The sequence below is a fragment of the Bradyrhizobium sp. CCGB12 genome, assembly GCF_024199845.1.
In the GTDB taxonomy this organism is placed as follows: Bacteria; Pseudomonadota; Alphaproteobacteria; order Rhizobiales; family Xanthobacteraceae; genus Bradyrhizobium.
The window spans coordinates 6590144-6612000 of the sequence record NZ_JANADO010000001.1 but is presented as its reverse complement, the minus strand read 5'-3'; the positions used below and the strand labels follow the sequence as shown (position 1 = coordinate 6612000).

General features: G+C 66.3%; 16 protein-coding genes. 9 read left to right on the top strand and 7 right to left on the bottom strand.

Going from position 1 to position 21857, the window contains the following annotated elements:
* Nucleotides 1-123: 123 nt before the first annotated feature.
* Nucleotides 124-1785 (bottom strand): cisplatin damage response ATP-dependent DNA ligase, encoded by a 1662-nt coding sequence (locus NLM27_RS30270; protein ID WP_254146756.1) that lies wholly within the window; start codon nt 1783-1785, stop codon nt 124-126.
* On the bottom strand, nt 1782-2819 hold the full coding sequence (locus NLM27_RS30265; RefSeq protein WP_254148969.1) for a ligase-associated DNA damage response exonuclease: 1038 nt from the start codon (nt 2817-2819) through the stop codon (nt 1782-1784). The genes NLM27_RS30270 and NLM27_RS30265 overlap by 4 nt, the downstream gene beginning before the upstream one ends.
* Nucleotides 2820-2953: 134 nt before the next feature.
* Between NLM27_RS30265 and NLM27_RS30260 the strand changes: the two genes are divergently transcribed.
* The 4 genes from NLM27_RS30260 to pdeM all read left to right on the top strand — a co-directional run bounded on the left by NLM27_RS30260 (nt 2954) and on the right by pdeM (nt 8896).
* Nucleotides 2954-3880: a class I SAM-dependent methyltransferase gene (locus tag NLM27_RS30260; protein WP_254146755.1), complete on the top strand. Its 927-nt coding sequence runs from the start codon at nt 2954-2956 to the stop codon at nt 3878-3880.
* Nucleotides 3881-3995: 115 nt separating this feature from the next.
* Complete coding sequence (locus NLM27_RS30255; protein ID WP_254146754.1) at nt 3996-5225, top strand: ABC transporter substrate-binding protein; 1230 nt, start codon at nt 3996-3998, stop codon at nt 5223-5225.
* Nucleotides 5226-5459: 234 nt separating this feature from the next.
* The gene (locus tag NLM27_RS30250; RefSeq protein WP_254146753.1) at nt 5460-8042 is read left to right on the top strand and encodes a ligase-associated DNA damage response DEXH box helicase; all 2583 of its coding nucleotides are present in this window, start codon (nt 5460-5462) and stop codon (nt 8040-8042) included.
* A 155-nt stretch (nt 8043-8197) separates the two neighbouring features.
* Nucleotides 8198-8896, top strand: a complete 699-nt coding sequence (gene pdeM / locus NLM27_RS30245; RefSeq protein ID WP_254148968.1) for a ligase-associated DNA damage response endonuclease PdeM — start codon at nt 8198-8200, stop codon at nt 8894-8896.
* 161 nt (nt 8897-9057) lie between these two features.
* Here the strand turns inward: pdeM and NLM27_RS30240 are convergent, their stop codons facing one another.
* Nucleotides 9058-9921, bottom strand: coding sequence for a LysR family transcriptional regulator (locus tag NLM27_RS30240; protein WP_254148967.1), 864 nt, complete (start codon nt 9919-9921; stop codon nt 9058-9060).
* A 99-nt stretch (nt 9922-10020) separates the two neighbouring features.
* On the opposite strand from NLM27_RS30240, the gene NLM27_RS30235 reads away from it, so the two are divergent.
* Together NLM27_RS30235 and NLM27_RS30230 are read left to right on the top strand one after the other, a co-directional pair.
* Nucleotides 10021-10932 carry a DMT family transporter gene (locus NLM27_RS30235; RefSeq protein WP_254146752.1) on the top strand — a complete coding sequence of 304 codons (912 nt, stop codon included), beginning with the start codon at nt 10021-10023 and terminating at the stop codon, nt 10930-10932.
* A gap of 12 nt (nt 10933-10944) precedes the next feature.
* Nucleotides 10945-11718, top strand: a complete 774-nt coding sequence (locus NLM27_RS30230; protein WP_254146751.1) for an MBL fold metallo-hydrolase — start codon at nt 10945-10947, stop codon at nt 11716-11718.
* Between the two features lie 107 nt (nt 11719-11825).
* Here the strand turns inward: NLM27_RS30230 and NLM27_RS30225 are convergent, their stop codons facing one another.
* From NLM27_RS30225 to NLM27_RS30210, 4 genes are all read right to left on the bottom strand, one after another.
* The gene (locus tag NLM27_RS30225; protein WP_375142285.1) at nt 11826-12596 is read right to left on the bottom strand and encodes a TIGR02186 family protein; all 771 of its coding nucleotides are present in this window, start codon (nt 12594-12596) and stop codon (nt 11826-11828) included.
* Nucleotides 12593-13510 (bottom strand): sulfite exporter TauE/SafE family protein, encoded by a 918-nt coding sequence (locus tag NLM27_RS30220; RefSeq protein ID WP_254146750.1) that lies wholly within the window; start codon nt 13508-13510, stop codon nt 12593-12595. Before NLM27_RS30220 ends, NLM27_RS30225 begins: the two co-directional genes overlap by 4 nt.
* Nucleotides 13511-13847: 337 nt before the next feature.
* Entirely contained in the window at nt 13848-17219 is a 3372-nt protein-coding gene (locus tag NLM27_RS30215) for a hypothetical protein (RefSeq protein ID WP_254146749.1), read from the bottom strand.
* A 343-nt stretch (nt 17220-17562) separates the two neighbouring features.
* Entirely contained in the window at nt 17563-18153 is a 591-nt protein-coding gene (locus NLM27_RS30210) for a PadR family transcriptional regulator (RefSeq protein WP_254146748.1), read from the bottom strand.
* Between the two features lie 192 nt (nt 18154-18345).
* Here NLM27_RS30210 and NLM27_RS30205 point away from each other — a divergent pair, with 192 nt between their 5' ends.
* Genes NLM27_RS30205 through NLM27_RS30195 form a run of 3 tightly spaced genes read left to right on the top strand, consistent with a single transcriptional unit; the run spans nt 18346 to nt 21828 of the window.
* On the top strand, nt 18346-18732 hold the full coding sequence (locus NLM27_RS30205; RefSeq protein WP_254146747.1) for a nuclear transport factor 2 family protein: 387 nt from the start codon (nt 18346-18348) through the stop codon (nt 18730-18732).
* A gap of 40 nt (nt 18733-18772) precedes the next feature.
* Entirely contained in the window at nt 18773-20563 is a 1791-nt protein-coding gene (locus tag NLM27_RS30200; protein ID WP_254146746.1) for an acyl-CoA dehydrogenase C-terminal domain-containing protein, read from the top strand.
* A 56-nt stretch (nt 20564-20619) separates the two neighbouring features.
* Nucleotides 20620-21828, top strand: coding sequence for an acetyl-CoA C-acetyltransferase (locus NLM27_RS30195; protein WP_254146745.1), 1209 nt, complete (start codon nt 20620-20622; stop codon nt 21826-21828).
* Nucleotides 21829-21857: the final 29 nt, after the last annotated feature.

Here is a 21857-nt window from a genome sequence, read left to right as displayed (position 1 = left end):
GCGCCGAAGGCGCGGGTGAGGGCTCTCGCCTCTGGGGAAATCCCAATGCGGAGACACCCTCTCCCCAACCCTCTCCCGCCAGCGGGAGAGGGAGCGGACTGCCGTTGCGGCGGCATCGTTGCCTCACACCTCAATCTCCGCCGCGTCCGCTTTCAGCATCTTTTCCAGCGTTTCCAGCCTGTCCGCCTCTCGCGGCGGCTTGTCCCAGCGCAAGCGGCTGATGCGGGGAAAGCGCATGGCGACGCCGGATTTGTGCCGCGGCGAGCGCTGCAGCCCCTCAAACGCGACCTCCAGCACCAGCCCCTTGTCCGGCTCGTGCACGACATGGCGGACAGGGCCGAATTTTTCGGTGGTGTTGCGGCGGACGAAGCGGTCGATCTGCAGCAGCTCCTCGTCGGTGAAGCCGAAATAGGCCTTTCCGACCGGCACCAGCTCGTCGCCACCATCGCCGCCGGTCCAGACGCCGAAGGTGTAGTCGGAGTAATAGGACGATCGCTTGCCGTGGCCGCGTTGCGCATACATCAGCACGGCATCGACGATGTGCGGATCGCGCTTCCACTTCCACCATTGTCCCTTCGGCCGTCCCGGCAAATATGGCGCATCGCGCCGCTTCAGCATCACGCCCTCGACGGCGTCGGCGTCCTCGCCTGCGCCGGCACTCTTGGGATCGGCACGCGCGGCGGTGAGCGCCTCCCAGCTTGCGAAGGGGACGGTCGGCGACAGGTCGATGCGGGGATCGCCGAGCTTTGCGACGAAGGTCTCCAACCGTGCACGCCGCTCCGCGAATGGCAGCTCGCGCAGATCGTTCTCGTCATCGCCGAGCAGATCGTAGGCGCGCAAGTGAATTGGAAACTCCTTGATCAGCTTCGGCGAGACGACCTTGCGGTTCAGCCGCTGTTGCAGGACGTTGAAGCTCTGCACGCGTCCCTCGCGCAGGATCAGAAGCTCGCCGTCGATCGCGCCGGGCAAGCGCAGCGACGGCGCGAGATCCGGGAAGCTGCCCGTGATGTCCTCCCCGGTGCGCGAATAGAGCCGCGCCGTGATGTGCCCGCGGTCGTCGCGCCCCGCCACCGCCTGCACGCGGATGCCGTCCCATTTCCATTCGGCGATGTAGTCGGCGGGATCGAGTGCAGCGAAATCCGTGTCCTCGATCGCATGCGCGAGCATCACGGGCCGGAACGGCGCGGGATCGCGATTGACCGGCTTCTCGCCGCGGCCTTCCAGCCAGGCGAACAGGTCGAGATAGGGCGGCGCGAGCCCCGGCCAGATCAGCTCGACCTCATGCGGGTCCTTGTCGCCGAGCGCCGCTGCCGCGGTTTTTGCCAGGCGCGCAGAGATGCCGATACGAAGCGCGCCGGTGACGAGCTTGAGCAGCGCCCAGCGCCCGGTCTCATCGAGCTCGTCGAGCCAGCGCTCGAGCTGCTTTGGCAGCTCGGTCTTGCCGAGCGTACGCAGCGTGGTGACGACCTCGGTCAGCGTCGGAGGCGGCGGGTTGTTGTGGGCGGCCAACGGCGCCTTCGGCCACATCAGCGCCACCGTCTCCGAGAGGTCGCCGACGTAATCGTAACTCAATCCGAACAGCACCTCGTCCGTGCGCGCCGCGATGAGGTCGCGGATCAGCGCGGGCTTGGCATGCTTGAAGCTGAGCGCGCCGGTGAGCGCCGCCAGCGCATAGCCGCGGTCGGGATCGCCGACCTCGCGGAAATAGCCGGTGATCAGCCGCAGCTTGTTGTTGCGGCCGGGCTCGTAGGCGAGGCGGTCCAAGAGTTCGGCGAAGCGGTTCATGCTTCGGCCTCGTCTTGAATTGGCGTCTCGCTCTCCTCCTCGTCGCCATAGCCGACGAGATCGAGCGGCTGCGCCTTCAAGCCTTTGCTTCGGCACCAATGCACCAGCGCGTCTTCCTGGCCGTGGGTGACCCAGATTTCGCCGGCGCCGGTCGCCGCGATGGTCGCGGTGAGGCCATCCCAATCGGCGTGGTCGGAAATCACCAGCGGCAGTTCGATGCCGCGCTGCCGCGCGCGGGCGCGCACGCGCATCCACCCCGACGCAAAGGCGGTGACGGGATCGGGAAAGCGCCGTGTCCAGAGGTCGGATGTCGCCGACGGCGGCGCCAGCGTGATGGTGCCGGCGAGCGCCGCCTTCTTCACGCCCTTCGCCGGTCTGAGCTCGCCGAGCTCGATGCCGCGGCTCTGATAGTAATGCGTGATCGTCTCCATCGCGCCATGGAGGTAGATCGGCGCGCTGTAGCCGGCCTGGCGTAGCAGCGCGATCACGCGTTGCGCCTTGCCGAGCGAATAGGCGCCGACCAGATGGGCGCGCTCCGGAAACAGCGCGACCGAGGCGAGCAGCTTCTTCACCTCGTCCGCGGCATCGCCATGCCGGAATACCGGCAGGCCGAACGTCGCCTCTGTGATGAAGACGTCGCACGGTACCAGCTCGAACGGCGTGCAGGTCGGGTCGGGTGCGTCCTTGTAGTCGCCGGAGGCAACGATGCAGGTGTCCTTGCAGGTCACAGCGATCTGCGCCGAGCCCAGCACGTGACCGGCCGGGTGAAATTTGACGGTGACGTCGCCGAGCCGGATTTCCTCGCCATAGCCGATCGCTTGCGTCGAGCCGGCAAAATTCTCGCCATAGCGCAGCCGCATCATGTCGAGCGTTTCCTGGGTCGCCAGCACCGCACCATGACCGGCGCGGGCGTGATCGGAATGGCCGTGGGTGATCACGGCGCGCTCGACCGGCCGAATAGGATCGATATGGAAGCCGCCGGGCTTGCAGCACAGGCCGGCAGCAGCTGGCAGCAGGATGTCTTGGGGACGCATCTTCGTCATATAGGGAGCAGACACCCCAAGTTCACCCGTCATGCGCGGGCTTGACCCGCGCATCCATCCTTCTAAAGAGTTCCTTTTTTGATGGATTGCCGGATCAAGCCCGGCAATGACAATCGGTTCCTCCAATGCCGCTCCGCCTGTTTCTGACCTCCGGCGATCTCATGGCCGACCGCCGTTTCGAGTTCGCGCGCGACCTCCAGCTCAAGGGTGATCTGCCCGCCGCCGCGGACCTGATCGAGCAGGCGATCGAGCTCGCGCCTGATTTCACCTCGGCCTGGTTCACGCTCGGCGAGATCCGTCAGCAGCTCGGTGAGCGCAACAAGGCGATCGCGGCGTTTCGAGAAGCGCGCCGGTCCGATCCCGAGGATCAGCACGGCGCCGGCCTGCATCTGATGCGGCTTGGCGACGCCGAGATGGCGGAGATGCCCAAGGCCTATGTGCAGGCCCTGTTCGACCAGTACGCGCCGCGGTTCGAGCACGCGCTGATCAACGATCTCGGCTATCGCGCGCCCGCGCTGATCTTCAAGGCGGTGCTGGCCGCGCGCGTCGCCGCGAAGAAGCCAGCCTTCTTCAAGCGCACCATCGATCTCGGTTGCGGCACCGGGCTTGCGGCCGCGGCCTTTGCCAAGCAGGTCGATTACTTCATTGGTATCGACCTGTCGCCCGGCATGATCAAGGAGGCGCGCGCCACCGAGTTTTATGCCGAGCTCGAAGTCGCCGACATGATCGAGGGCCTGCGCACCAAGGCTGATGCCAGCGCGAACCTCGTCGTTGCCGCGGATGCGTTCGTCTATCTTTCCGATCTCGCGCCGGTGCTGAACGAAGCAATGCGCGTGCTCGCGCCCAGTGGCGTGCTCGCCTTCACGCTGGAGACGCATGACGGCAACGGCATCGTGCTCGGCGAAGGCCTGCGCTATGCCCATTCGGCGGAATATGTGCGCAGCGCCATCGCGAAGGCCGGGCTGAAGCTTCTCACGCTGGAGCCGGCCTCGCCCCGCAACGAGAACAATGAGCCGGTGCGCGGCCTCGTCGTCGTCGCCGAGAAAACTTGAGTCTAGGCGCTAGTCGCCTTGCGATTTGAGCGTCATTGCGTCGCAAAGCCGCGACTTCCCACTTGCGAGCCGAGCTGCGATGTCAGCACAATGCCCGCGCTAGGGAGAAACAAAAATGACGAAGAATCCATCACGGCGCGATTTCAGCGCCGGCGCGCTCGCCACCATCGCTGCATCCACCTTGCCGGCGCCTTACGTCTGGGCCGCGGAGAAGAAATATGATGCGGGCGCCAGCGACACCGAGATCAAGATCGGGCAGACCGTGCCGCATTCCGGTCCCGGCTCGCTCTACGGCGTGCTCGGCCGCGTCGGCGAAGCTTATTTCCAGATGCTGAACGAGAAGGGCGGCATCAACGGGCGCAAGATCAAGTTCCTCACCATGGACGATGCCTACAGCGCGCCGAAATGCGTCGAGGCGACGCGGCGCCTGGTCGAGCAGGAGGAAGTGCTTGCGCTCTACGGCTCGCTCGGCACCGCGCCGCAGACCGCCGTACACAAATACCTGAACTCCAAGGGCGTGCCGCAGCTCCTGCTCAACACCGGCGCGTCGAAGTGGAACAACCCGAAGGAGTTCAAATGGACGATGGCGGGCCTGCCGCTCTATCCGACCGAGGCGCGCATCCTGGCGCGCCACGTCGTTGCCGTGAAGCCGAACGCCAAGATCGGCATCCTCTACCAGAACGACGATTTCGGCCGCGACTTCCTGGGTCCCTTCAAGAAGGTGCTGGCCGACGCCGGCGGCACCGCGAAGGTGATCATGGAGCAGACCTATGATCTGACCGAGCCGACCGTCGATTCCCAGCTCATCAACCTCTCGAAGTCGGGCGCCGACGTCTTCTACAACATCTCGACCGGCAAGGCGTCGTCGCAGTCGATCCGGAAAGTGGCCGAGCTCGGCTGGAAGCCGCTGCAATTGCTGTCGGCGGGCTCGACCGGCCGCTCCATCCTCTCCGCCGCGGGCCTGGAGAATGCCGCCGGCATCGTCGCCATCCGCTACAACAAGGAAGTCGGCCTGCCCAAATGGGAGAAGGATCCCGATGTGATGGCGTTCGAGGAGCTGCGTAAGAAATACACGCCGGCGATCGATCCCGACAATACCATCGCCTTCGCCGGCTACGGCCAGGCCGTGACCATGGGCGAGATCCTGCGCCGTTGCGGCGACGAGCTCACCCGCGCCAACGTGCTGAAGCAGGCCTCGAACCTCAACGGCTTCCACTCGCCCTATTTCCTCGACGGCGTCACCTACAGCTACACGCCCGAGGACTACACGCCGATGAAGACGCTGTTCATCTCCACCTTCACCGGCAAGGATTGGGACATCTCCGACAAGCCGATGTCGGAGTAGGGAGACTTTCCTCCCTTCTCCCCGTGTGGGAGAAGGTGGCGCGAAGCGCCGGATGAGGGGTATCTTTCCGCAGTCTCGAAAGAGAATGGTTCGTGGCGCGATACCCCTCACCCGTCTCGCCGCTGCGCGGCGATCCACCCTCTCCCACAAGGGGGAGAGGGGAAGGCGGTGCCCCGCTCTTGAAATCCCGCCCACCCCTCGACGAACCCGACCTCACGGCTTACCTGTCATGCCGTGCCGCCCCGCATCCGCAAGACCCCGGCCGAGCCCGCCGCACTGCTGCCCGACCGCTTCAATGCGTGGTTCGCGGCGCGCGGCTGGTTGCCACGCGCGCATCAATTGGCGCTGTTGGAGAAGGCGCGCGAGGACGCTAGCGCGCTCTTGATCGCGCCGACCGGCGCCGGCAAGACTTTGGCGGGATTTCTGCCGACACTGGTGGAGCTCTCGTCTGATCGAGAGAAGGCCAGCGCGAAGCAGAGCCTCGTCTCCACCGGCCACAGCCTGCAGCGCACCGGCGGCCTGCACACGCTCTACATCTCGCCGCTCAAGGCGCTCGCCGTCGACATCGCGCGCAACCTCGAGCGTCCCATCGCCGAGATGGCGCTGCCGATCAAGGTCGAGACCCGCACCGGCGACACGCCGGTGTCGCGCCGCCAGCGCCAGCGGCGCTATCCGCCGGATGTCCTGCTGACCACGCCGGAGCAGCTCGCGCTGCTGCTGTCCTCCGACGACGCGCCGTTCCTGTTCTCATCGCTCAAGCGCATCGTGCTCGACGAGCTGCACGCGCTGGTGACGTCCAAGCGCGGCGATCTGCTCTCGCTTGGTCTGGCGCGGCTGTGGAGGCTGGCGCCGCAGCTGCGCGCGATCGGCCTGTCGGCGACGGTCGCCGAGCCGGATCAGCTCGCGCGCGTCCTGGTGCCGCAAACCGACGGTAAGGAAGCTGCCGCCGACATCGTCGTCGCCGGCGGCGCGGCGCCGCCTGAGGTCGAGATGCTGGATACAAGCGAGCGGCTGCCCTGGGCTGGCCACAGCGCGCGCCATGCGCTCCCCGAGATCTACGAGCTGATCAAGGCGAACAAGACCACGCTGGTCTTCGTCAACACCCGCAGCCAGGCCGAGATGCTGTTCCAGAATCTCTGGAGCATGAACGACGACGGCCTTGCCATCGCGCTGCATCACGGCTCGCTCGACGTCGCCCAACGCCGCAAGGTCGAGGACGCCATGTCGGCGGGACGCCTGCGCGGTGTAGTCTGTACCTCCTCGCTCGACCTCGGTGTCGACTGGGGCGATGTCGATCTCGTCGTCAATATCGGCGCGCCAAAAGGCTCCTCGCGCCTGATGCAGCGCATCGGCCGCGCCAATCATCGCCTCGACGAGGCCTCGCGCGCGGTGCTGGTGCCGGCCAACCGCTTCGAGGTGCTGGAGTGCCGCGTCGCCATCGATGCCATCGCCGAAAATGCGCAGGACACGCCGCCGCTTCGCACCGGCGCGCTCGACGTGCTCGCGCAGCACGTGCTCGGCTGCGCCTGCGGCGAGCCGTTCCTCTCCGATGACCTCTACCGCGAGGTCCGCACCGCCGCGCCTTACGCAAATCTGTCGCGCCAGGATTTCGACGACGTCGTCGATTTCGTCGCCACCGGCGGCTACGCGCTGAAGACCTATGAGCGCTTCGCCCGCATCAAGCAGGACAAGGAGGGCCGCTGGCGCGTCGCCAATCCAAAGGTGCGGCAGAGCTACCGCATGAATGTCGGCACCATCGTCGAGGACGACATGCTGAAGGTGCGTCTGGTGCGCTCCCGCGGCGGCGGTGCAGGAAAAGCAGGCGGCTCGACGGGCGTGATCGCGCGCGGCGGCAGGCTGCTCGGCGAGATCGAGGAAGCCTTCATCGAGGGCTTGAGCCCGGGCGATACCTTCGTGTTCTCAGGCGAGGTGGTGCGCTACGAGGCTCTGGTCGAGGACCAGGTCTATGTCTCGCGCGCGCATGACAAGGACCCGAAGGTGCCGTCCTACATGGGTGGCAAGTTCCCGCTCTCGACCTATCTTGCCGAGCGCGTGCGCCGGCTGCTCGATGACGGCCGCGCATGGGGTGGCCTGCCGGAGCAGGTGCGCGACTGGCTGTCGCTGCAAAAGGACGTCTCGCGCGTGCCCGCGGTGCGCGAGCTCCTGGTCGAAAGCTTTCCGCGCGCCAACAAGCATTATCTCGTCTGCTATCCCTTCGAGGGGCGCCTTGCGCATCAGACCCTCGGCATGCTGCTGACGCGCCGGTTGGAGCGCGCCCGCGCGCGGCCGCTCGGCTTCGTCGCCAATGAATATGCCGTGGCGATCTGGGGGCTCGGCGATCTCTCCTTCATGATCCGCGACGGTCGGATCGACCTCAACGCGCTGTTTGATCCTGACATGCTCGGCGACGACCTCGAAGCCTGGCTCGCGGAATCCGCCTTGATGAAACGCACCTTCCGCAATTGCGCGATCATCTCCGGCCTGATCGCGCGCCGCCACACCGGCGAAGAGAAGAGCCGCCGCCAGGTGCTGTTCTCGACCGATCTCGTCTACGACGTCCTGCGCAAGCACCAGGCCGATCACGTCCTCTTGCGCGCCGCGCGCGCCGATGCCGCCACCGGCCTGCTCGATCTGCGCCGTCTCAGCGACATGCTGATGCGCATCCAGGGCCGCATCACGCACCGGGAACTCGACCACGTCTCCCCGCTCGCCGTCCCCGTGATGCTGGAAATCGGCCGCGAGTCAGTTTATGGCGAAGCTGCAGACGAGCTGTTGGCCGAGGCCGCCGACGAGCTGGTCAAGGAAGCGATGTCGTAGACGGCGAGAATGTATTTTCGGGGCGCAGCTCAATCCACATCGTCATGCCCGGGCTTGTCCCGGGCATCCACGTCTTTCTTGCGATGCCAAGAACGTGGATGGCCGGGCATAGGCGAGCGGAAGCGACGCCGTTCTTCGAACGGCTACGCCCGGCCATGACGCAGCATGTTGCGCTATCGATTACATCAACGGGCGGACTGGATGTCGCTGGCATCGCACTCCACGCCGATCTCTCCGGCGCGCTGTTCTGGGAAGAGCAGCGCCTGCTCGTCGTCTCCGATCTGCATCTGGAGAAGGGTTCCAGCTTCGCCACGCGCGGCGTGCTGCTGCCGCCTTACGACACGCTGGCGACGCTCAGCCGCCTTGCTGCTGTCATCTCCCGCCATGATCCACGGATCGTCATCGCGCTCGGCGACAGCTTTCACGATCGCACCGCCCATGAACGCCTGTCCGCAGAGGATCGCGACGCTGTCGCCGCGCTCCAGTCGGGCCGCGACTGGATCTGGATATCAGGCAATCACGATCCCATGCTGCCGCGCGACCTCGGCGGCACCGTCGCTGACGAAGTTGCGATCGGCCCGATCACCTTCCGCCATGAGCCGACCGGCGCGCACGGCGAGATCGCCGGGCATTTGCATCCCAAGGCCCGCGTCTCCGCGCGTGGCCGCTCGATGGAGCGCCGCTGCTTTGCCAGTGACGGGATGCGCGCCGTGATGCCCGCCTTCGGCGCCTATGCCGGCGGCCTCAGCATCCGCGACGCGGCGTTTGCAAAAATCTTTCCGGCCAACGGCTTTGTCGCCCATCTGCTCGGCGACCGCCGCGTCCATGCGATTGCAGCGTCGCGGTGTTATTGAAGCGGGCGTTTCGTAGGGTGGGTTAGCGGAGCGTTCGTGCGAAGCACGGTACGCTCCGCGTAACCCACCACTGTCTTTCTCCGCGGATGCAAAAGTGGCGGGTTACGCCGAGCGGCTGGCGCTTCGCGCAGCCGCACGGCTAACCCACCCTACGCATCCCATCACGCTGCCTTCGCCTGCACATCGTCGCAAAACTCGGCGAGCCGCTCCGCAAGCCGCAGCGTCGCGGGGCTGGCGCCGGGGGACGCCATCAATGCGACCTCCGTGCGGTTGATCGGCGCGAAGCCGTCCTTGGCGGTCAGGACGCGGTGGTCGGACTGGATGGCCATCTCCGACAGGATGCTCAGCCCCATGCCGGCGGCGACCGCGGCCTGGATGCCGGAAAGACTGGATGACGTGTAGGCGGTGTGCCAGGCGCGGCCCGCGCTTTCCAGCGCGTGGATGGCGCCGGCGCGATAGATGCAGCCGAGCGGAAAGCCGATCAGCGGCACGGACGCCACGCCAACGTCGATCGGATGACTCTTGCTGGTGACCCAGTGCACCCGCTCGGGCCACACCGCGATGGCGTCCTTCGCGCCGGCCTCGCGCTTGTAGAGCGCAAGGTCGAGCTCGCCGCGTTCGAGATCACGGGCCAGATGCTTGCTCTGGTCGGCGCGCACGTCGAGCCGCAGGCGCGGATGCGAGCGCGAGAATGCGCCCAGCAGCTTTGTCAGCCGGTAGGCCGCAAAATCCTCGGGAATGCCGAGCCGGATCGCGCCTTCGCCGCCCGGCTGGCGCAGCACGTCGCGCGCCTCCTCGGCGAGCGAGAGCAGCCGCCGCGCATAGGACAAGAGCCGCTCGCCGGCCTCCGTGGGGCGCACGTCCTTGCCGTCGCGATGCAGCAGCACCTGGCCGACATCCTCCTCCAGCCGCTTGATCTGCTGGCTGACGGTCGATTGCGTGCGGTGGACACGCTCGCCGGCACGGGTGAAGCCGCCGGCCTCGACCACCGAGACGAAGCTGCGCAGCAGCTCGAGATCGAGCATATCAGCCTCCATTCAAAAATCCACTGATCGGAAGTTAATCATTTAATTTCCAAATGACAAGCCGCCTCCCTAGATCGAGGGCTCCAGGAGAATGCCCTCATGTCGCTCGCCCCTTCGATTTCGGTTCCCCGCAGCCGCTTCAATACGCTGCCGCTTGCCATCGGCCTGTTCTGCCTGCTCTGGAGCTACGCCTTCGTCGCCGGCAAGATCGGCGTCACCCATTGTCCGCCGCTGATCCTGCTCGCCGCGCGCTTCTCGCTGGCCGGTATTTTGATCTTGGGCGCAACGCTGATCCGCGGCGATGGCTGGTCGCTGTCCTGGCGCGATGTCGCGATCTTCGCCGTGCTCGGCATCGCCAACAACGCGTTTTATCTCGGGCTCGGCTATACCGGCCTGCAATCGGTCTCCGCCGGCCTCGGCGGCCTGATCGTCTCGGCCAATCCGGTGTTCACGGCGGCGCTCGCCGCGCTTCTGCTCGGCGAAGGCATGACCTGGCGCAAGGCGAGCGGCCTCCTGCTCGGAATCATCGGCGTGACCGCGATCGTGTGGCATCGCCTGTCGGTCGGCACCGACAGCCTGCACGGCATCGTCTTCACGCTGGCCTCGCTCGCCTCGATCGTTGCCGGCACCATCCTGTTCAAGCTGCTCGCGCCCAAGGGGTCCTTGTGGATCGGCAACGGCGTGCAAAACCTCGCCGCCGGCATCGTGCTGACGCCGGTCGCGTTCACCTTCGCCGATGTCCATGCGATCGACTATACGCCGGGCCTGATCGGCGCCTTCGCCTTCCTCGTGCTCGGCGGCTCGATCCTCGCCTACTGGCTCTGGTTTCATCTCCTGAAAGTGTGTGGCGCCACCGCCGCCAGCGCCTATCATTTCCTGATGCCGCCGCTCGGCATGCTGTTCGCGTTCCTCGTCCTCGGCGAGCATGTCGAGGCCCGCGATCTGCTCGGCATCATTCCGGTCGCGCTCGGCATCTACCTGGTGACGCGCCCTGCAAAGCCCGTCTCCTAACAGGAGTTCACCATGCCCGTTTCCATCACGCTGATCGGCGGCCCCACCGCACTGATCGAGATCGACGGCTTTCGCCTGCTCACCGACCCGACCTTCGATGCGCCCGGCGCCTATCAGCTGCCGCATGTGAAGCTGGAGAAGACGATCGGCCCTGCCGTGAAGCCCGACGCGATCGGCCCGGTCGATGCGGTGCTGCTCAGCCACGACCAGCACTCCGACAATCTCGACAATTCCGGCCGCGAATATCTCTTCAAGGTCAAGCGCGTGCTGACGACCGAGGCGGGCGCGAAGCGCCTCGGCGGTCATGTCGAGGGCCTCGCGCCCTGGAGCATCGCGCATCTCCGGGACGGCGACGGCAATTCGCTGACGATCACCGCGACGCCCGCGCGCCACGGCCCGGCCGGCATCGAGCCGCTGTCGGGCGACGTCATCGGCTTCGTGGTGTCGTCGAGCCGGAAGGACACGCGTCCGGTCTATATCAGCGGCGACACCACCTGGTTCGACGGGGTCGCCGAAGTCGCGCGCCGTTTCAAATGCGGCGTGGTGCTGCCCTTCGCGGGCGCGGCGCAGACGCGCGGGCCGTTCCATCTCACCATGGACACCAACGACACCATCGAGACCGCGCGCGCCTTCCCCGACGCGATGATCGTGCCGGTTCATACCGAAGGCTGGGCGCATTTCCGCCAGAACGGCGAGGATCTGCGCAAGACCTTCGACGTGCTCGGTTTCGGCACACGGCTGCGCCTGCTGGAGCCGGGCGTGCCGACGGTGGTCGAGGCGCCGTGATTGCGCCACCCGTCATTGCGAGGAGCCCTTGCGACGAAGCAATCCAGACAATTTCCGCGGAGGCAGTCTGGATTGCTTCGCTGCGCTCGCAATGACGGCAAACGCAGCTAATCCTTCCGGAACACGATCGACGCCATCCATCCCGACATCAGCGCCATCGCCACCGTGGCGAGGCCGTAGAGAAGGCCGTGCTGGCGCGCGCTGGTGGCGACGAACTGCTCGAATCCGATCTTGACGATCTCGAACGCGGTCTCGGTCTTGCCGATGAATGCACCGTTCGCAAACAGCTTGATCTCGACCTCATAGGTCCCGATCGGCACCTCGCCCGGCAACGGAATGCCGGTGCGGAACAGCGTCGGCGTCAGGAACGTCACCGCGCTCGCATCCTCGCGATAGAGCCCGCGCTCGGTGCGCAGGCGGATGAAGGCGGAGCGGAATGCATCGTTCGGCACCACGTCGGCATAGTCGCCGCTGACCCGCTGGGTCAGCCGCACGTTGTTGAGCCCGATCTGCTGTCGCCGCGCGATCTCGGGCGAGGTGATGACGTCGAAGGGACGGTTGGCGAACAGCGCCAGATAGCTCGGCACCTCCAGGAATTGCCGGTAGTCGGTGTTGATCCAGATGCCGAAGGTGCGTTCCTTGCGCCGCGTCACCATGTCGGCGCGCGGCCCCATCACGGTGACCACGAGATCGTAGTTCGTGCGGTCGGCCGGCGTGGACGCATCCTTCTCGACCGAGCCGAACAGCACCAGCTCCTCGCCGGCATAGTTCGGAGTCACCGTGACGCGGTGGTTGGAGACCGACACGATCAGCCGCTCGGCACGCGCAGCGCCGCTGAACAGCAGAACGAGACATGCCATGAGCAGCGCGCGCATCATCCGCTCACTCCCAGCTCACGGATGGTGAAGAGATCTTCCGGGCGGATCACGAGCTCGATCGCGAAGCGGACGCCGACCGAGAGGATCAACAGGCCCAGCAGCAGTCGCAGCTGCTCGCCGCGGATCTTCTGGCCGGCACGGGCACCGAATTGCGCGCCGGTGACGCCGCCGACCATCAGGATCAGCGCCAGCACGGCGTCGACGAGGTGATTGGTCACCGCGTGCAGCATGGTCGCGAACAGCATCGTGACCAGGGTCAGCACCATCGAGGTGCCGATCACGGTCGAGGTCGGCACCCGCAGCAGATAGATCATGATCGGGACCAGGATGAAGCCGCCACCGATGCCCATGATGGCGCCGATGAAGCCGATCACGATGCCAACGGCCACCACGGGAATCACCGACAGGTAGATCTTCGAGCGCTTGAACCGCATCTTCAGCGGCAGCCCGTAGATCCAGCTGTGGGTGCGGCGCGGCGGCACCGCGCCGCGCCGGGTCCGCATCAGGGCGCGCAGGCCTTCGGAGAACATCAGGCTGCCGACGGTGGTGAGCAGCACGACGTAAGAGAGCGCGATCATCAGATCGAGCTGGCCGAGCGCACGGAGCTGGGTGAAGGTCCAAACCCCCAGCGCCGTGCCGGTCACGCCGCCGCAGAGCAGGACGCTTGCAAGCGCTGGATCGATCGCGCGCCGCCGCCAATAAGTAATTGCGCCGGAAAACGAGGAGGCCGCGATGTGGCTCGCGACGGAGGCGACCGCGACCGCCGGCGTGATGCCGATGAAGATCAGAAGCGGCGTCATCAGGAAGCCGCCGCCGATCCCGAACATGCCGGACACGAAGCCGACCGCGGCGCCCATCGCCAGCACCAGGAAGACGTTGACCGGAAGATCGGCGATCGGAAGGTAGAGCTGCATTGAACCACGCGCCGGCGAGACGGATCGATTGCCGTGTCCCTCAATAGCGGAATTCACCGCAGGGAGGGACCGGGAATTTGGAGCGTGGTGAATGGGCGTGACCAGGCGCCACGAGAAAGCACACGTGGTTGTCACATCGACGGTGCGCTCCCTCCCCCGCTTGCGGGGGAGGGTTGGGGAGAGGGTATCTCCGCAGTGAGATTCCCCAAGAGGACAGAACCCTCACCCGGCGCGCGGGACGATGCTTCGCATCGCCCGGGACGCGCCGACCTCTCCCGCAAGCGGGAGAGGTGCACTGAGCCCGCGGCTCGTTCTGTCTACCTAAACCTATTTGCTCTCAATGCGCCGCCGAGGCCGACCTCTTGGTCGCGACCGGTTTCGGCGCCGGCTTCGCGCTCGCCTGCGGCGCGCCGTCCCAGCCGCCAGCGGGCGTTGCGACATTGACGGCGTCGTCGGGCTGCGGCTCGGCGCTGAAAGTCTGGATCGCGAGCTTGGCGGCGGCGAGCGATTGCGGGTCGAGACGTTTTGCGACGTCGTCGCGCTTGCCGGACGAATCCGCATCGCCTTGAGCGGCTGCGAGGCTGAACCATTTGTAGGATTCGGCCAGGTTCTGCTCGACGCCGATGCCGCGGGCATAGAGGATGCCGAGGTTGAACTGGCTGTCGGCGACGCCGCGGTCGGCGGCCTTGCGGAACCACTGCGCCGCGCTCTTGTAATTGGCGCCGCGGCCACCGCCATCGGCATCGAGCACCGCGAGATTATGCATCGCCTTGGCATTGCCGCGCTCGGCAGCCTGCGTGTAGTAGCGGCGGGCGATGTCGGCATCCCTCTTCACGCCAAGGCCCTTTTCGTAGAGCGTGCCGAGACGGAAGGTCGCGGGCACCACGCCGGCCTGTGCCGCGCGATCGTACCATTTGACGGCTTCGTCGTAGTTTGTGGCGACGCCCTTGCCCTCGGCAAAGCGCAGGCCGATCTCGTAGGCCGCGGTGGCATCGCCCTTCATCGCAGCGCTGCGCAAGGCGGGGCCGCCGATGGCGTCAGGCAGCTTCTCGCTCGGCGGCACCTGGATGAGGCCGAGCTTGGCGCGGCTTGTGCCGGACAGCGCGCCGGTGACGTCGCTGGAGACAGGCGGGGCCGCGGCAGGCGCCGGCGGGATTTCGACCGAGGCCGAATTGCCCGGATTGGCGGCGGGCGCCGGCGCGGCATTGTTCTGGGATTGCCGTCCAATCGGCGTCGGCGAGGTCATCGACGGTGTGACCTGCTCGGGCGTGGCGGGCTTGGTCTCGACGGGGGGCGGCGGGGCCAGCGGTGTGGGCTGGCTCGAGGTATTTTCCATCGCCTGCGGCGCCGGCGGCGGGCTGCCGCCTTCGAGCAGGTTCATCGCCATCTTGAAGGTGCCGAGCACGATCACGACCACGCTCGCGCCGACCAGCAGCGAGCGGATCTTCGAGGTGATGGTCGAACCGCCGTCCTGGGCCTTGTCCTTGCCGCGACTCGCCGCCTTGGCGCCGCGGCCGGCTTTCTCCGGCGGCTGTGCGGCGGCGGCCTGGGCTGCGCGGCGCGCGGCCGCGATGAAGCTCGATGACGACACCGGCTCCTTCGGCGCAGCAGGAATCTCGCTGATCGCGCTCTCGGAGGCGGCAATGCGCTCCGACGGCGTGGCGACGCGTCCGCCCGGCCGTGTGCCCGGCTCGAGCGGATGATCCGGCGGCAATTCCGGCGCCAGCGCTGCGCGCGCGGGTGCGGTGTGCGGCTCCAGGATTTCGCTGATCGCACGCGGCGGCAAGGGTGGTGCGGCTTGCGGTGCCGCCGGCACCGGCGGCGGCGCGATGGGGGCGGCGGCGTGGAATTCGCGCGGCGCGGCGACGAAGGCGGCCTGCGCGGCGGCGGGATTGGGCAGCTCAGGCTTCGGGTCGTATTTCGGCTGCTGCGGTTGCGGCCGCGGCTCGCGCGCCATCGGCGCGGGCTCCATCGGAGCCGCCATCGCCATCGGCATCGGCTGCGAGGCCGGTGGCGCCGTGCGCACCGCGCGCAGATCGCCCTCGATCATCGAGAGGCGATCGACGACGTGGCCGAGCGCGCTGTGAACGGCGTCGAGCGAATCCTGGGTGCTGCGGTTGGTCTCGGCCTGGCTGAAGCGGATGTCGGAGAGCTCGCGCTTGACGAGATCGACCATGCCGGAATCCGGCGGCGGTGCGGAGCTGCGGCTCTCCGCGAGGGCCGAATAGGTCGCCTGCTGGCGCTCCAGGTGCCTGAGGATGTCGTGCAGGCCATCCTCGACGCGGCTCAAATTGCCGTTGCGCGGATCGGCGGCGGCCTCGATCCGTTCCAGCAGATAGGAGACGCGCTGCTCGAGATGCGCGAAGGTCGAGGCCGAGTCGTTGCCGACCTGCATGCGGTCGAAGCGGTCCGACAGCGCGCGGATCGCAGCTTCCAGATGCTCGGTGCTCTCGGCCGGCTGAGGCCGCTCGCGCGTTTCCAGCGCGGCGGTGAGCGCTGCGATGCGCTGCTCCAGCACCGCAAAACTGTCGCCGTGGCCGGAGGCGCGGGTGATCTGGTCGACCTTGGACGACAGCAGCTGCACGTCTTCGGAGAGACGTGCCAGCGCTTCGTTGGAGGCGACGTTGGAGACGATGGCGCGCAGCGCGGAGATCGCGCCTTCGAGCTGCTGCACGGTCGAGGGATCGTCATTGGCGCGCAGGATCAAATCGAGCTTGGCGCCGAGATTGCGGATCGCCTCGTCGTAGCCGGTGAGCTGCTCCGCCGGCGTCAACGTGCGCAGCACCTGCTTGATGTCGGACAGCGCGTGTTCGATGCCGGACAGGACCTGGCCGTCGGTGCCGTTGGATCGGGTCTCGTCGATACGACGATGCAGCGAGCGGATCTCGTTCTCGATCAATTCGATCGCGCGCCGCGGCATCGCCTCGGTGATGGCGTGCCGGATCTCGGCAAGCTCGCTGCGGAAGGCGGTGATCGCCTGCTCGGTATTGTCGGGCCGCTGGAGCGACTCGATCTGGCTCGTGATCTTGAGCAGATGGCGCTCGAGCGACGAGAAATCCGGCTGTGGCGGGGGCGGTGCGTAGGCGGGGGCGGGTGGCGCCGCCATCGGCGCAATCGACGGCGCGGCGCGCGGCGGCATCTGTCTGGGCGTAAAGCCGTCGAGCTCGCTCTGTCGCGCGGTGATCTCGGCGACCGCGACGTCGAACGAAGCTGGGCTCAGGGGTGGTGAGCTGCGATAGACCTGGGCGGCCGCGCGCTCGACCGCATCGGCCTGGCGCTGGCGCGCCTCGACCGGTGACGATGCCGGCCGCGGCGCCTGAGGCTGCTGCGGTTTCGAGATTTGCGACAGTCGTGCATCGAGCCGCGAGATCGCATCGTTCAGCTGACGCGCGACGCCCTGCTCGCGCGAGACGTCCTGTCGCGAAGCGTCCTGACGCTGCGCGGGCTTTGAAATCCGTTCGATCTGCTGAGTGATCGCGTCGAGCCGCTGATGGATGTCCGCAACTTCTCGGCTTTCCTGGCTCGGTGCTTGCGGCATGTGGTGCGGACGCTGGTCGTAAGGCGCGCGAAAGTTCGGCTGAGCGGTCTCGCCGAGCGTGGAGTTCAGCCAATCGTTGAGCGACATGCCGGCTCTGCGCGCAGCAGCTTCGGCCCGCTCCCGGACGGATGGATCGATGCCGTCAACACTCCACGATACGCGCGAATTCATGACTCTGTCCGGTTCCGACTTCGGCGCCCCACCCGGCACCTCCAGCCTCCCCACGCGTGCCGGTTGCAATCACAACCGAATTTGGCGCGGGTCGTCTGCCTCGAAAACCGACTTTTTCCTGTTACGGTAAATAACGGGTTAAGGAACGCGCCGCCGGTGTCTTAAAGTTGGGCGGGCATGCCAGCCCCGGAACAGGTGCGCTCCCTCCCCCGCGTGCGGGGGAGGGTTGGGGAGAGGGTGCTTCCGCAAAGAAACAATCTCCTAGAGGACAAAGCCCTCACCCGGCGCTTCGCGCCGACCTCTCCCGCAAGCGGGAGAGGTGACCAGCACCACCGATTGTCATCTACCCCTTGCCCTCGCGCTTGCCATCCTCCAGCGGCACCACCGTGGCCTTGCCGCTCATCGCCGACAGTGCCGCCAGGGTCTCCTCGCAGAAGTCGGCCACCATCTGCTCGTGCCGGGCGCCGAGGCGGAGCAGGAGGAGGTTACCGAGATCGAGCCGGCCTTCCGCGGTGCCGTCCGGAAAACGCTTCTTCAGGATGCGCTCGTAATTGGCGTGGCGGTCGCGATGGTGCTCCAGGCGGGCCATCAGGTCGGTGCGCAGCGGCTCGATGTCGATGCTGTCCAGTGCATGAAGGCGAACCAGGAGGTCGTCCTTGGTCGAGGCTGGCGTGCTTGGCCGCGCGGCCCAGTGCCGCAGCGCTGTTCTGCCCTCGGGGGTGAGCGTATAAACCAGCTTGTTGGGCTTGCCTGATTGCACGACCTCGCGACCCTGGATGTAGCCGCGGTCGCGCAGCCTGGAGAGCTCGCGGTAGATCTGCTGGTGGTCGGCCTTCCAGAAGAAGCCGATCGAGGAATCGAACGTCTTGGCGAGCTCGTAGCCCGTCATCGGACGTTCCGTCAGGCATGCGAGGATTGCGTCGCCCAGCGCCATGACCGGCCCTCCTGTCTCACATCCAACCTGCTTGACTTTATGCGCATCGGCGCATATGCGTCAATGTGCATATGAGGCGGCTTGCAAGCGGGTCCAAGACCCGACTGAAAAATCCAGCGGAATCAACCTTCTCGCTACTGTGCATGGGGTTGTTTTCGCACTCTTTGCCCTTGCCCTGGGAGGGACCTGAGAATGACCGGCCTCGATTCCTGGTACGCCTACATGAAGTCTCACGACGGCGCCGCGCTCTGGGACCTCCTGCACCCCGATGCCGTGTTCGAAAGTCCCGTCGTCCACACGCCGCAGCGCGGGCGCGACATCACCTTCAAGTACCTCTCCAGCGCCGAGAAGGTGCTCGGCGGTCCTGGCTTCAGCTATGTCGGTGAATGGCGCAGCGACAACGGGGCTGTGCTCGAATTCAAGAACGTCATCGACGGCATCGAGATCAACGGCGTCGACATCATCAGCTTCGACGGCGAGGGACGCATCACGCATTTCAAGGTGATGGTGCGGCCGCTCAAGGCGATCAACATGCTGCACCGCTTGATGGCGGAGCAGCTTGCAGCCGCACAATCATAACCCCAACATCACCCTTCAAGCCCCATGCCGGGAGAACGCCATGCCGATCTATAAAGCCCCCGTCGAAGACGTGAACTTCCTGCTCAACGACGTCTTCCAGATCGACCGTTACGACAATCTGGCGGGCTTCTCCGATGCCTCGAGCGACGTGCGCGAAGCGATCCTTGGCGAAGCCGCCAAGCTCGCCGAAGAGGTGCTGCAGCCGCTCAATCGTGTGGGCGATCTCGAAGGCTGCAAGCGCACTGAGGACGGCAGCGTCACCACGCCGAAGGGTTTCAAGGACGCCTTCAAGCAAGTGGCAGAGGGCGGTTGGCTCGGTCTGTCGGCACCGACCGAGTTCGGCGGCCAGGGCCTGCCGGTGACGCTGAGCCAGGCGGTCAACGAATTCCAGATCTCCGCCAACATGGCGTTCTCGATGTATGGCGGCCTCACCATGGGCGCGACCGCGGCGCTGCTGGTGCACGGCACGCCGGAGCAGAAGCAGACCTACGTGCCGAAGATGGTGGCCGGCGAATGGACCGGCACCATGAACCTGACCGAGCCGCATTGCGGCACCGACCTCGGCATGCTCCGCACCAAGGCGGTGCGTCAGGCCGACGGCAGCTTCAAGATCACGGGCACCAAGATCTTCATCTCGGCCGGCGAGCATGACCTCGCCCCCAACATCATCCACCTCGTGCTCGCGCGCATCGAGGGTGCGCCCGCCGGCATCAAGGGCGTCTCGCTGTTCGTGGTGCCGAAGTTCCTGGTCAATGCCGACAGTTCGGTGGGCGCGCGCAACGGCGTCGTCTGCGGCTCGATCGAGCACAAGATGGGCATCCACGGCAATTCCACCTGCGTGATGAACTACGACAACGCCACCGGCTGGCTGATCGGCGAAGAGAACAAGGGCATGCAGGGCATGTTCGTGATGATGAACGAGGCCAGGCTCGGCGTCGCCGTGCAAGGTCTCGCGCAGTCCGAAGTCGCCTATCAGAACGCCGTCGCCTATGCCCGCGAGCGCATCCAGGGCCGCGCGCTCACCGGCGCCAAGGCGCCGGACAAGCAAGCTGACCCCATCATCGTGCATCCCGACGTGCGCCGCACGCTGCTCTCGATCCGCGCCTTCAATGAAGCCGCGCGCGCCTTCGTGATGTGGACCGCGCTGAAGAGCGATGTCGCCCATCGCTCCGAAGACCCGAAGGATCGCCAGGCCGCCGACGACCACATGGGCCTGATGACGCCGGTGCTGAAGGGTTTTCTCACCGATTACGGCTTCGCCAATGCGGTGCAGGCGCAGCAGATGTATGGCGGTCACGGCTACATCGCCGAGCAGGGCATGGAACAGTTCGTGCGCGATGCCCGCATCGCCATGATCTATGAAGGTGCCAACGGCATCCAGGCGCTCGACCTCGTCGGCCGCAAGCTGCCGCGCGACGGCGGCCGGGCCATCATGGCCTTCTTCGGCGAGGTCATGGCCTTTGCCAAGGAGAACGGCGGCGACGAGGCGCTCAAGCCCTTCATCGCCCCGCTCTCGGCGTCGCTTGGCCATCTCCAGCAGGCCACGACGTGGCTGATGCAGAATGCGATGGCAAAGCCCGACAATGCGGGCGCTGCCGCAACCGATTACCTGCATCTCTTCGGCTTCGTCGCGCTCGGCTACATGTGGGCGAAGATGGCGAAGGTGACCAATGCCAAGATTGCCGAGAGCGGGGCGACGCCCTATCTCTCGACCAAGCTCGTCACCGGCCGCTTCTTCATGGAGCGGATGCTGCCGGAGACCGCGGCCAATCTCGCGCGCATCCAGGCCGGCTGCGCCACCATCATGGAACTGCCGGCGGAAGCGTTCTGAGCCTGCTTCCGCTGCCGGCTCCCAATCGTATCTGAACATCACATCAGGAGGGCGTCATGCCTGAGGCATTCATCTACGACCACGTTCGCACCCCGCGCGGCCGCGGCAAGGCGGACGGCGCGCTGCACGAAGTCACGGCGCTCGCGCTCGCGACCGTGCCGTTGAAGGCGCTGAAGGATCGCAATAACTTGCCTGAGGATTCCGTCGACGACGTCGTGCTCGGCGTGGTCGATCCGGTCGGTGAAGCCGGCTCCGACATCGCGCGCTTTGCCGCGCTGAAGGCCGGTCTCGGCGAAGCCGTGCCCGGCGTGCAGATCAGCCGCTTCTGCGCCTCCGGCCTCGATGCCGTGAACTTTGCCGCAGCTCAGGTGATGAGCGGCCAGCATGAGCTCGTCATCGGCGGCGGCGCCGAATCGATGAGCCGCGTCGGTATCGGCGCCTCCGGCGGAGCCTGGCCGATGGATCCTTCGATGGCGGTGCCGGCCTATTTCATGCCGCAGGGCGTGTCGGCCGATCTGATCGCGACCAAATACGGCTTCTCCCGCGACGACGTCGATGCTTATGCGGTGCAGAGCCAGCAACGCGCCGGCAAGGCCTGGGACGAAGGCCGCTTCAACAAGTCGGTCGTGCCGGTGAAGGACATCAACGGCCTCACCATCCTCGCCAAGGACGAGCACATGCGTCCCACGACGACGATGCAGTCGCTGGCGCAGTTGCAGCCGTCGTTCACGATGATGGCGCAGATGGGCGGTTTCGACGGCGTCGCCGTGCAGTCGCACCCCGAGATCGAGCGCGTCAATTACGTGCACCACGCCGGCAACTCCTCCGGCATCGTCGACGGCGCCGGTGCCGTGCTGCTCGGCAGCAAGGAAGCGGGCGCGAAGTATGGCCTGAAGCCGCGCGCAAAAATCCGTGCGTTTGCCAATGTCGGCTCGGAGCCGGCGATGATGCTGACCGGTCCGGTCGACGTCACCGAAAAGCTGTTCGCACGTTCCGGCATGAAGAAGTCGGACATCGACCTGTTCGAGCTCAACGAGGCCTTCGCCTCGGTCGTGCTGCGCTACATCCAGGCCTTCGACATCGACAACGCCAAGATCAACGTCAACGGCGGCGCCATCGCGCTCGGCCATCCGCTCGGTGCGACCGGCGCGATGATCCTCGGCACCGTGCTCGATGAGCTCGAGCGCACCAACAAGTCCACCGCCCTGGTCACGCTGTGCATCGGCGGCGGCATGGGCACCGCGACCATCATCGAGCGGGTGTAACGAGCTGCCGTAGGGTGGGCAAAGCGAAA

Coding starts and splice junctions, on each gene's coding strand:
- NLM27_RS30270 (WP_254146756.1), bottom strand. CDS start 1,785: ATGAACCGCTTCGCCGAACTCTTGGACCGCCTCGCCTACGAGCCCGGC.
- NLM27_RS30265 (WP_254148969.1), bottom strand. CDS start 2,819: ATGCGTCCCCAAGACATCCTGCTGCCAGCTGCTGCCGGCCTGTGCTGC.
- NLM27_RS30260 (WP_254146755.1), top strand. CDS start 2,954: ATGCCGCTCCGCCTGTTTCTGACCTCCGGCGATCTCATGGCCGACCGC.
- NLM27_RS30255 (WP_254146754.1), top strand. CDS start 3,996: ATGACGAAGAATCCATCACGGCGCGATTTCAGCGCCGGCGCGCTCGCC.
- pdeM (WP_254148968.1), top strand. CDS start 8,198: ATGACGCAGCATGTTGCGCTATCGATTACATCAACGGGCGGACTGGAT.
- NLM27_RS30240 (WP_254148967.1), bottom strand. CDS start 9,921: ATGCTCGATCTCGAGCTGCTGCGCAGCTTCGTCTCGGTGGTCGAGGCC.
- NLM27_RS30235 (WP_254146752.1), top strand. CDS start 10,021: ATGTCGCTCGCCCCTTCGATTTCGGTTCCCCGCAGCCGCTTCAATACG.
- NLM27_RS30230 (WP_254146751.1), top strand. CDS start 10,945: ATGCCCGTTTCCATCACGCTGATCGGCGGCCCCACCGCACTGATCGAG.
- NLM27_RS30225 (WP_375142285.1), bottom strand. CDS start 12,596: ATGATGCGCGCGCTGCTCATGGCATGTCTCGTTCTGCTGTTCAGCGGC.
- NLM27_RS30220 (WP_254146750.1), bottom strand. CDS start 13,510: ATGCAGCTCTACCTTCCGATCGCCGATCTTCCGGTCAACGTCTTCCTG.
- NLM27_RS30215 (WP_254146749.1), bottom strand. CDS start 17,219: ATGAATTCGCGCGTATCGTGGAGTGTTGACGGCATCGATCCATCCGTC.
- NLM27_RS30210 (WP_254146748.1), bottom strand. CDS start 18,153: ATGGCGCTGGGCGACGCAATCCTCGCATGCCTGACGGAACGTCCGATG.
- NLM27_RS30205 (WP_254146747.1), top strand. CDS start 18,346: ATGACCGGCCTCGATTCCTGGTACGCCTACATGAAGTCTCACGACGGC.
- NLM27_RS30200 (WP_254146746.1), top strand. CDS start 18,773: ATGCCGATCTATAAAGCCCCCGTCGAAGACGTGAACTTCCTGCTCAAC.
- NLM27_RS30195 (WP_254146745.1), top strand. CDS start 20,620: ATGCCTGAGGCATTCATCTACGACCACGTTCGCACCCCGCGCGGCCGC.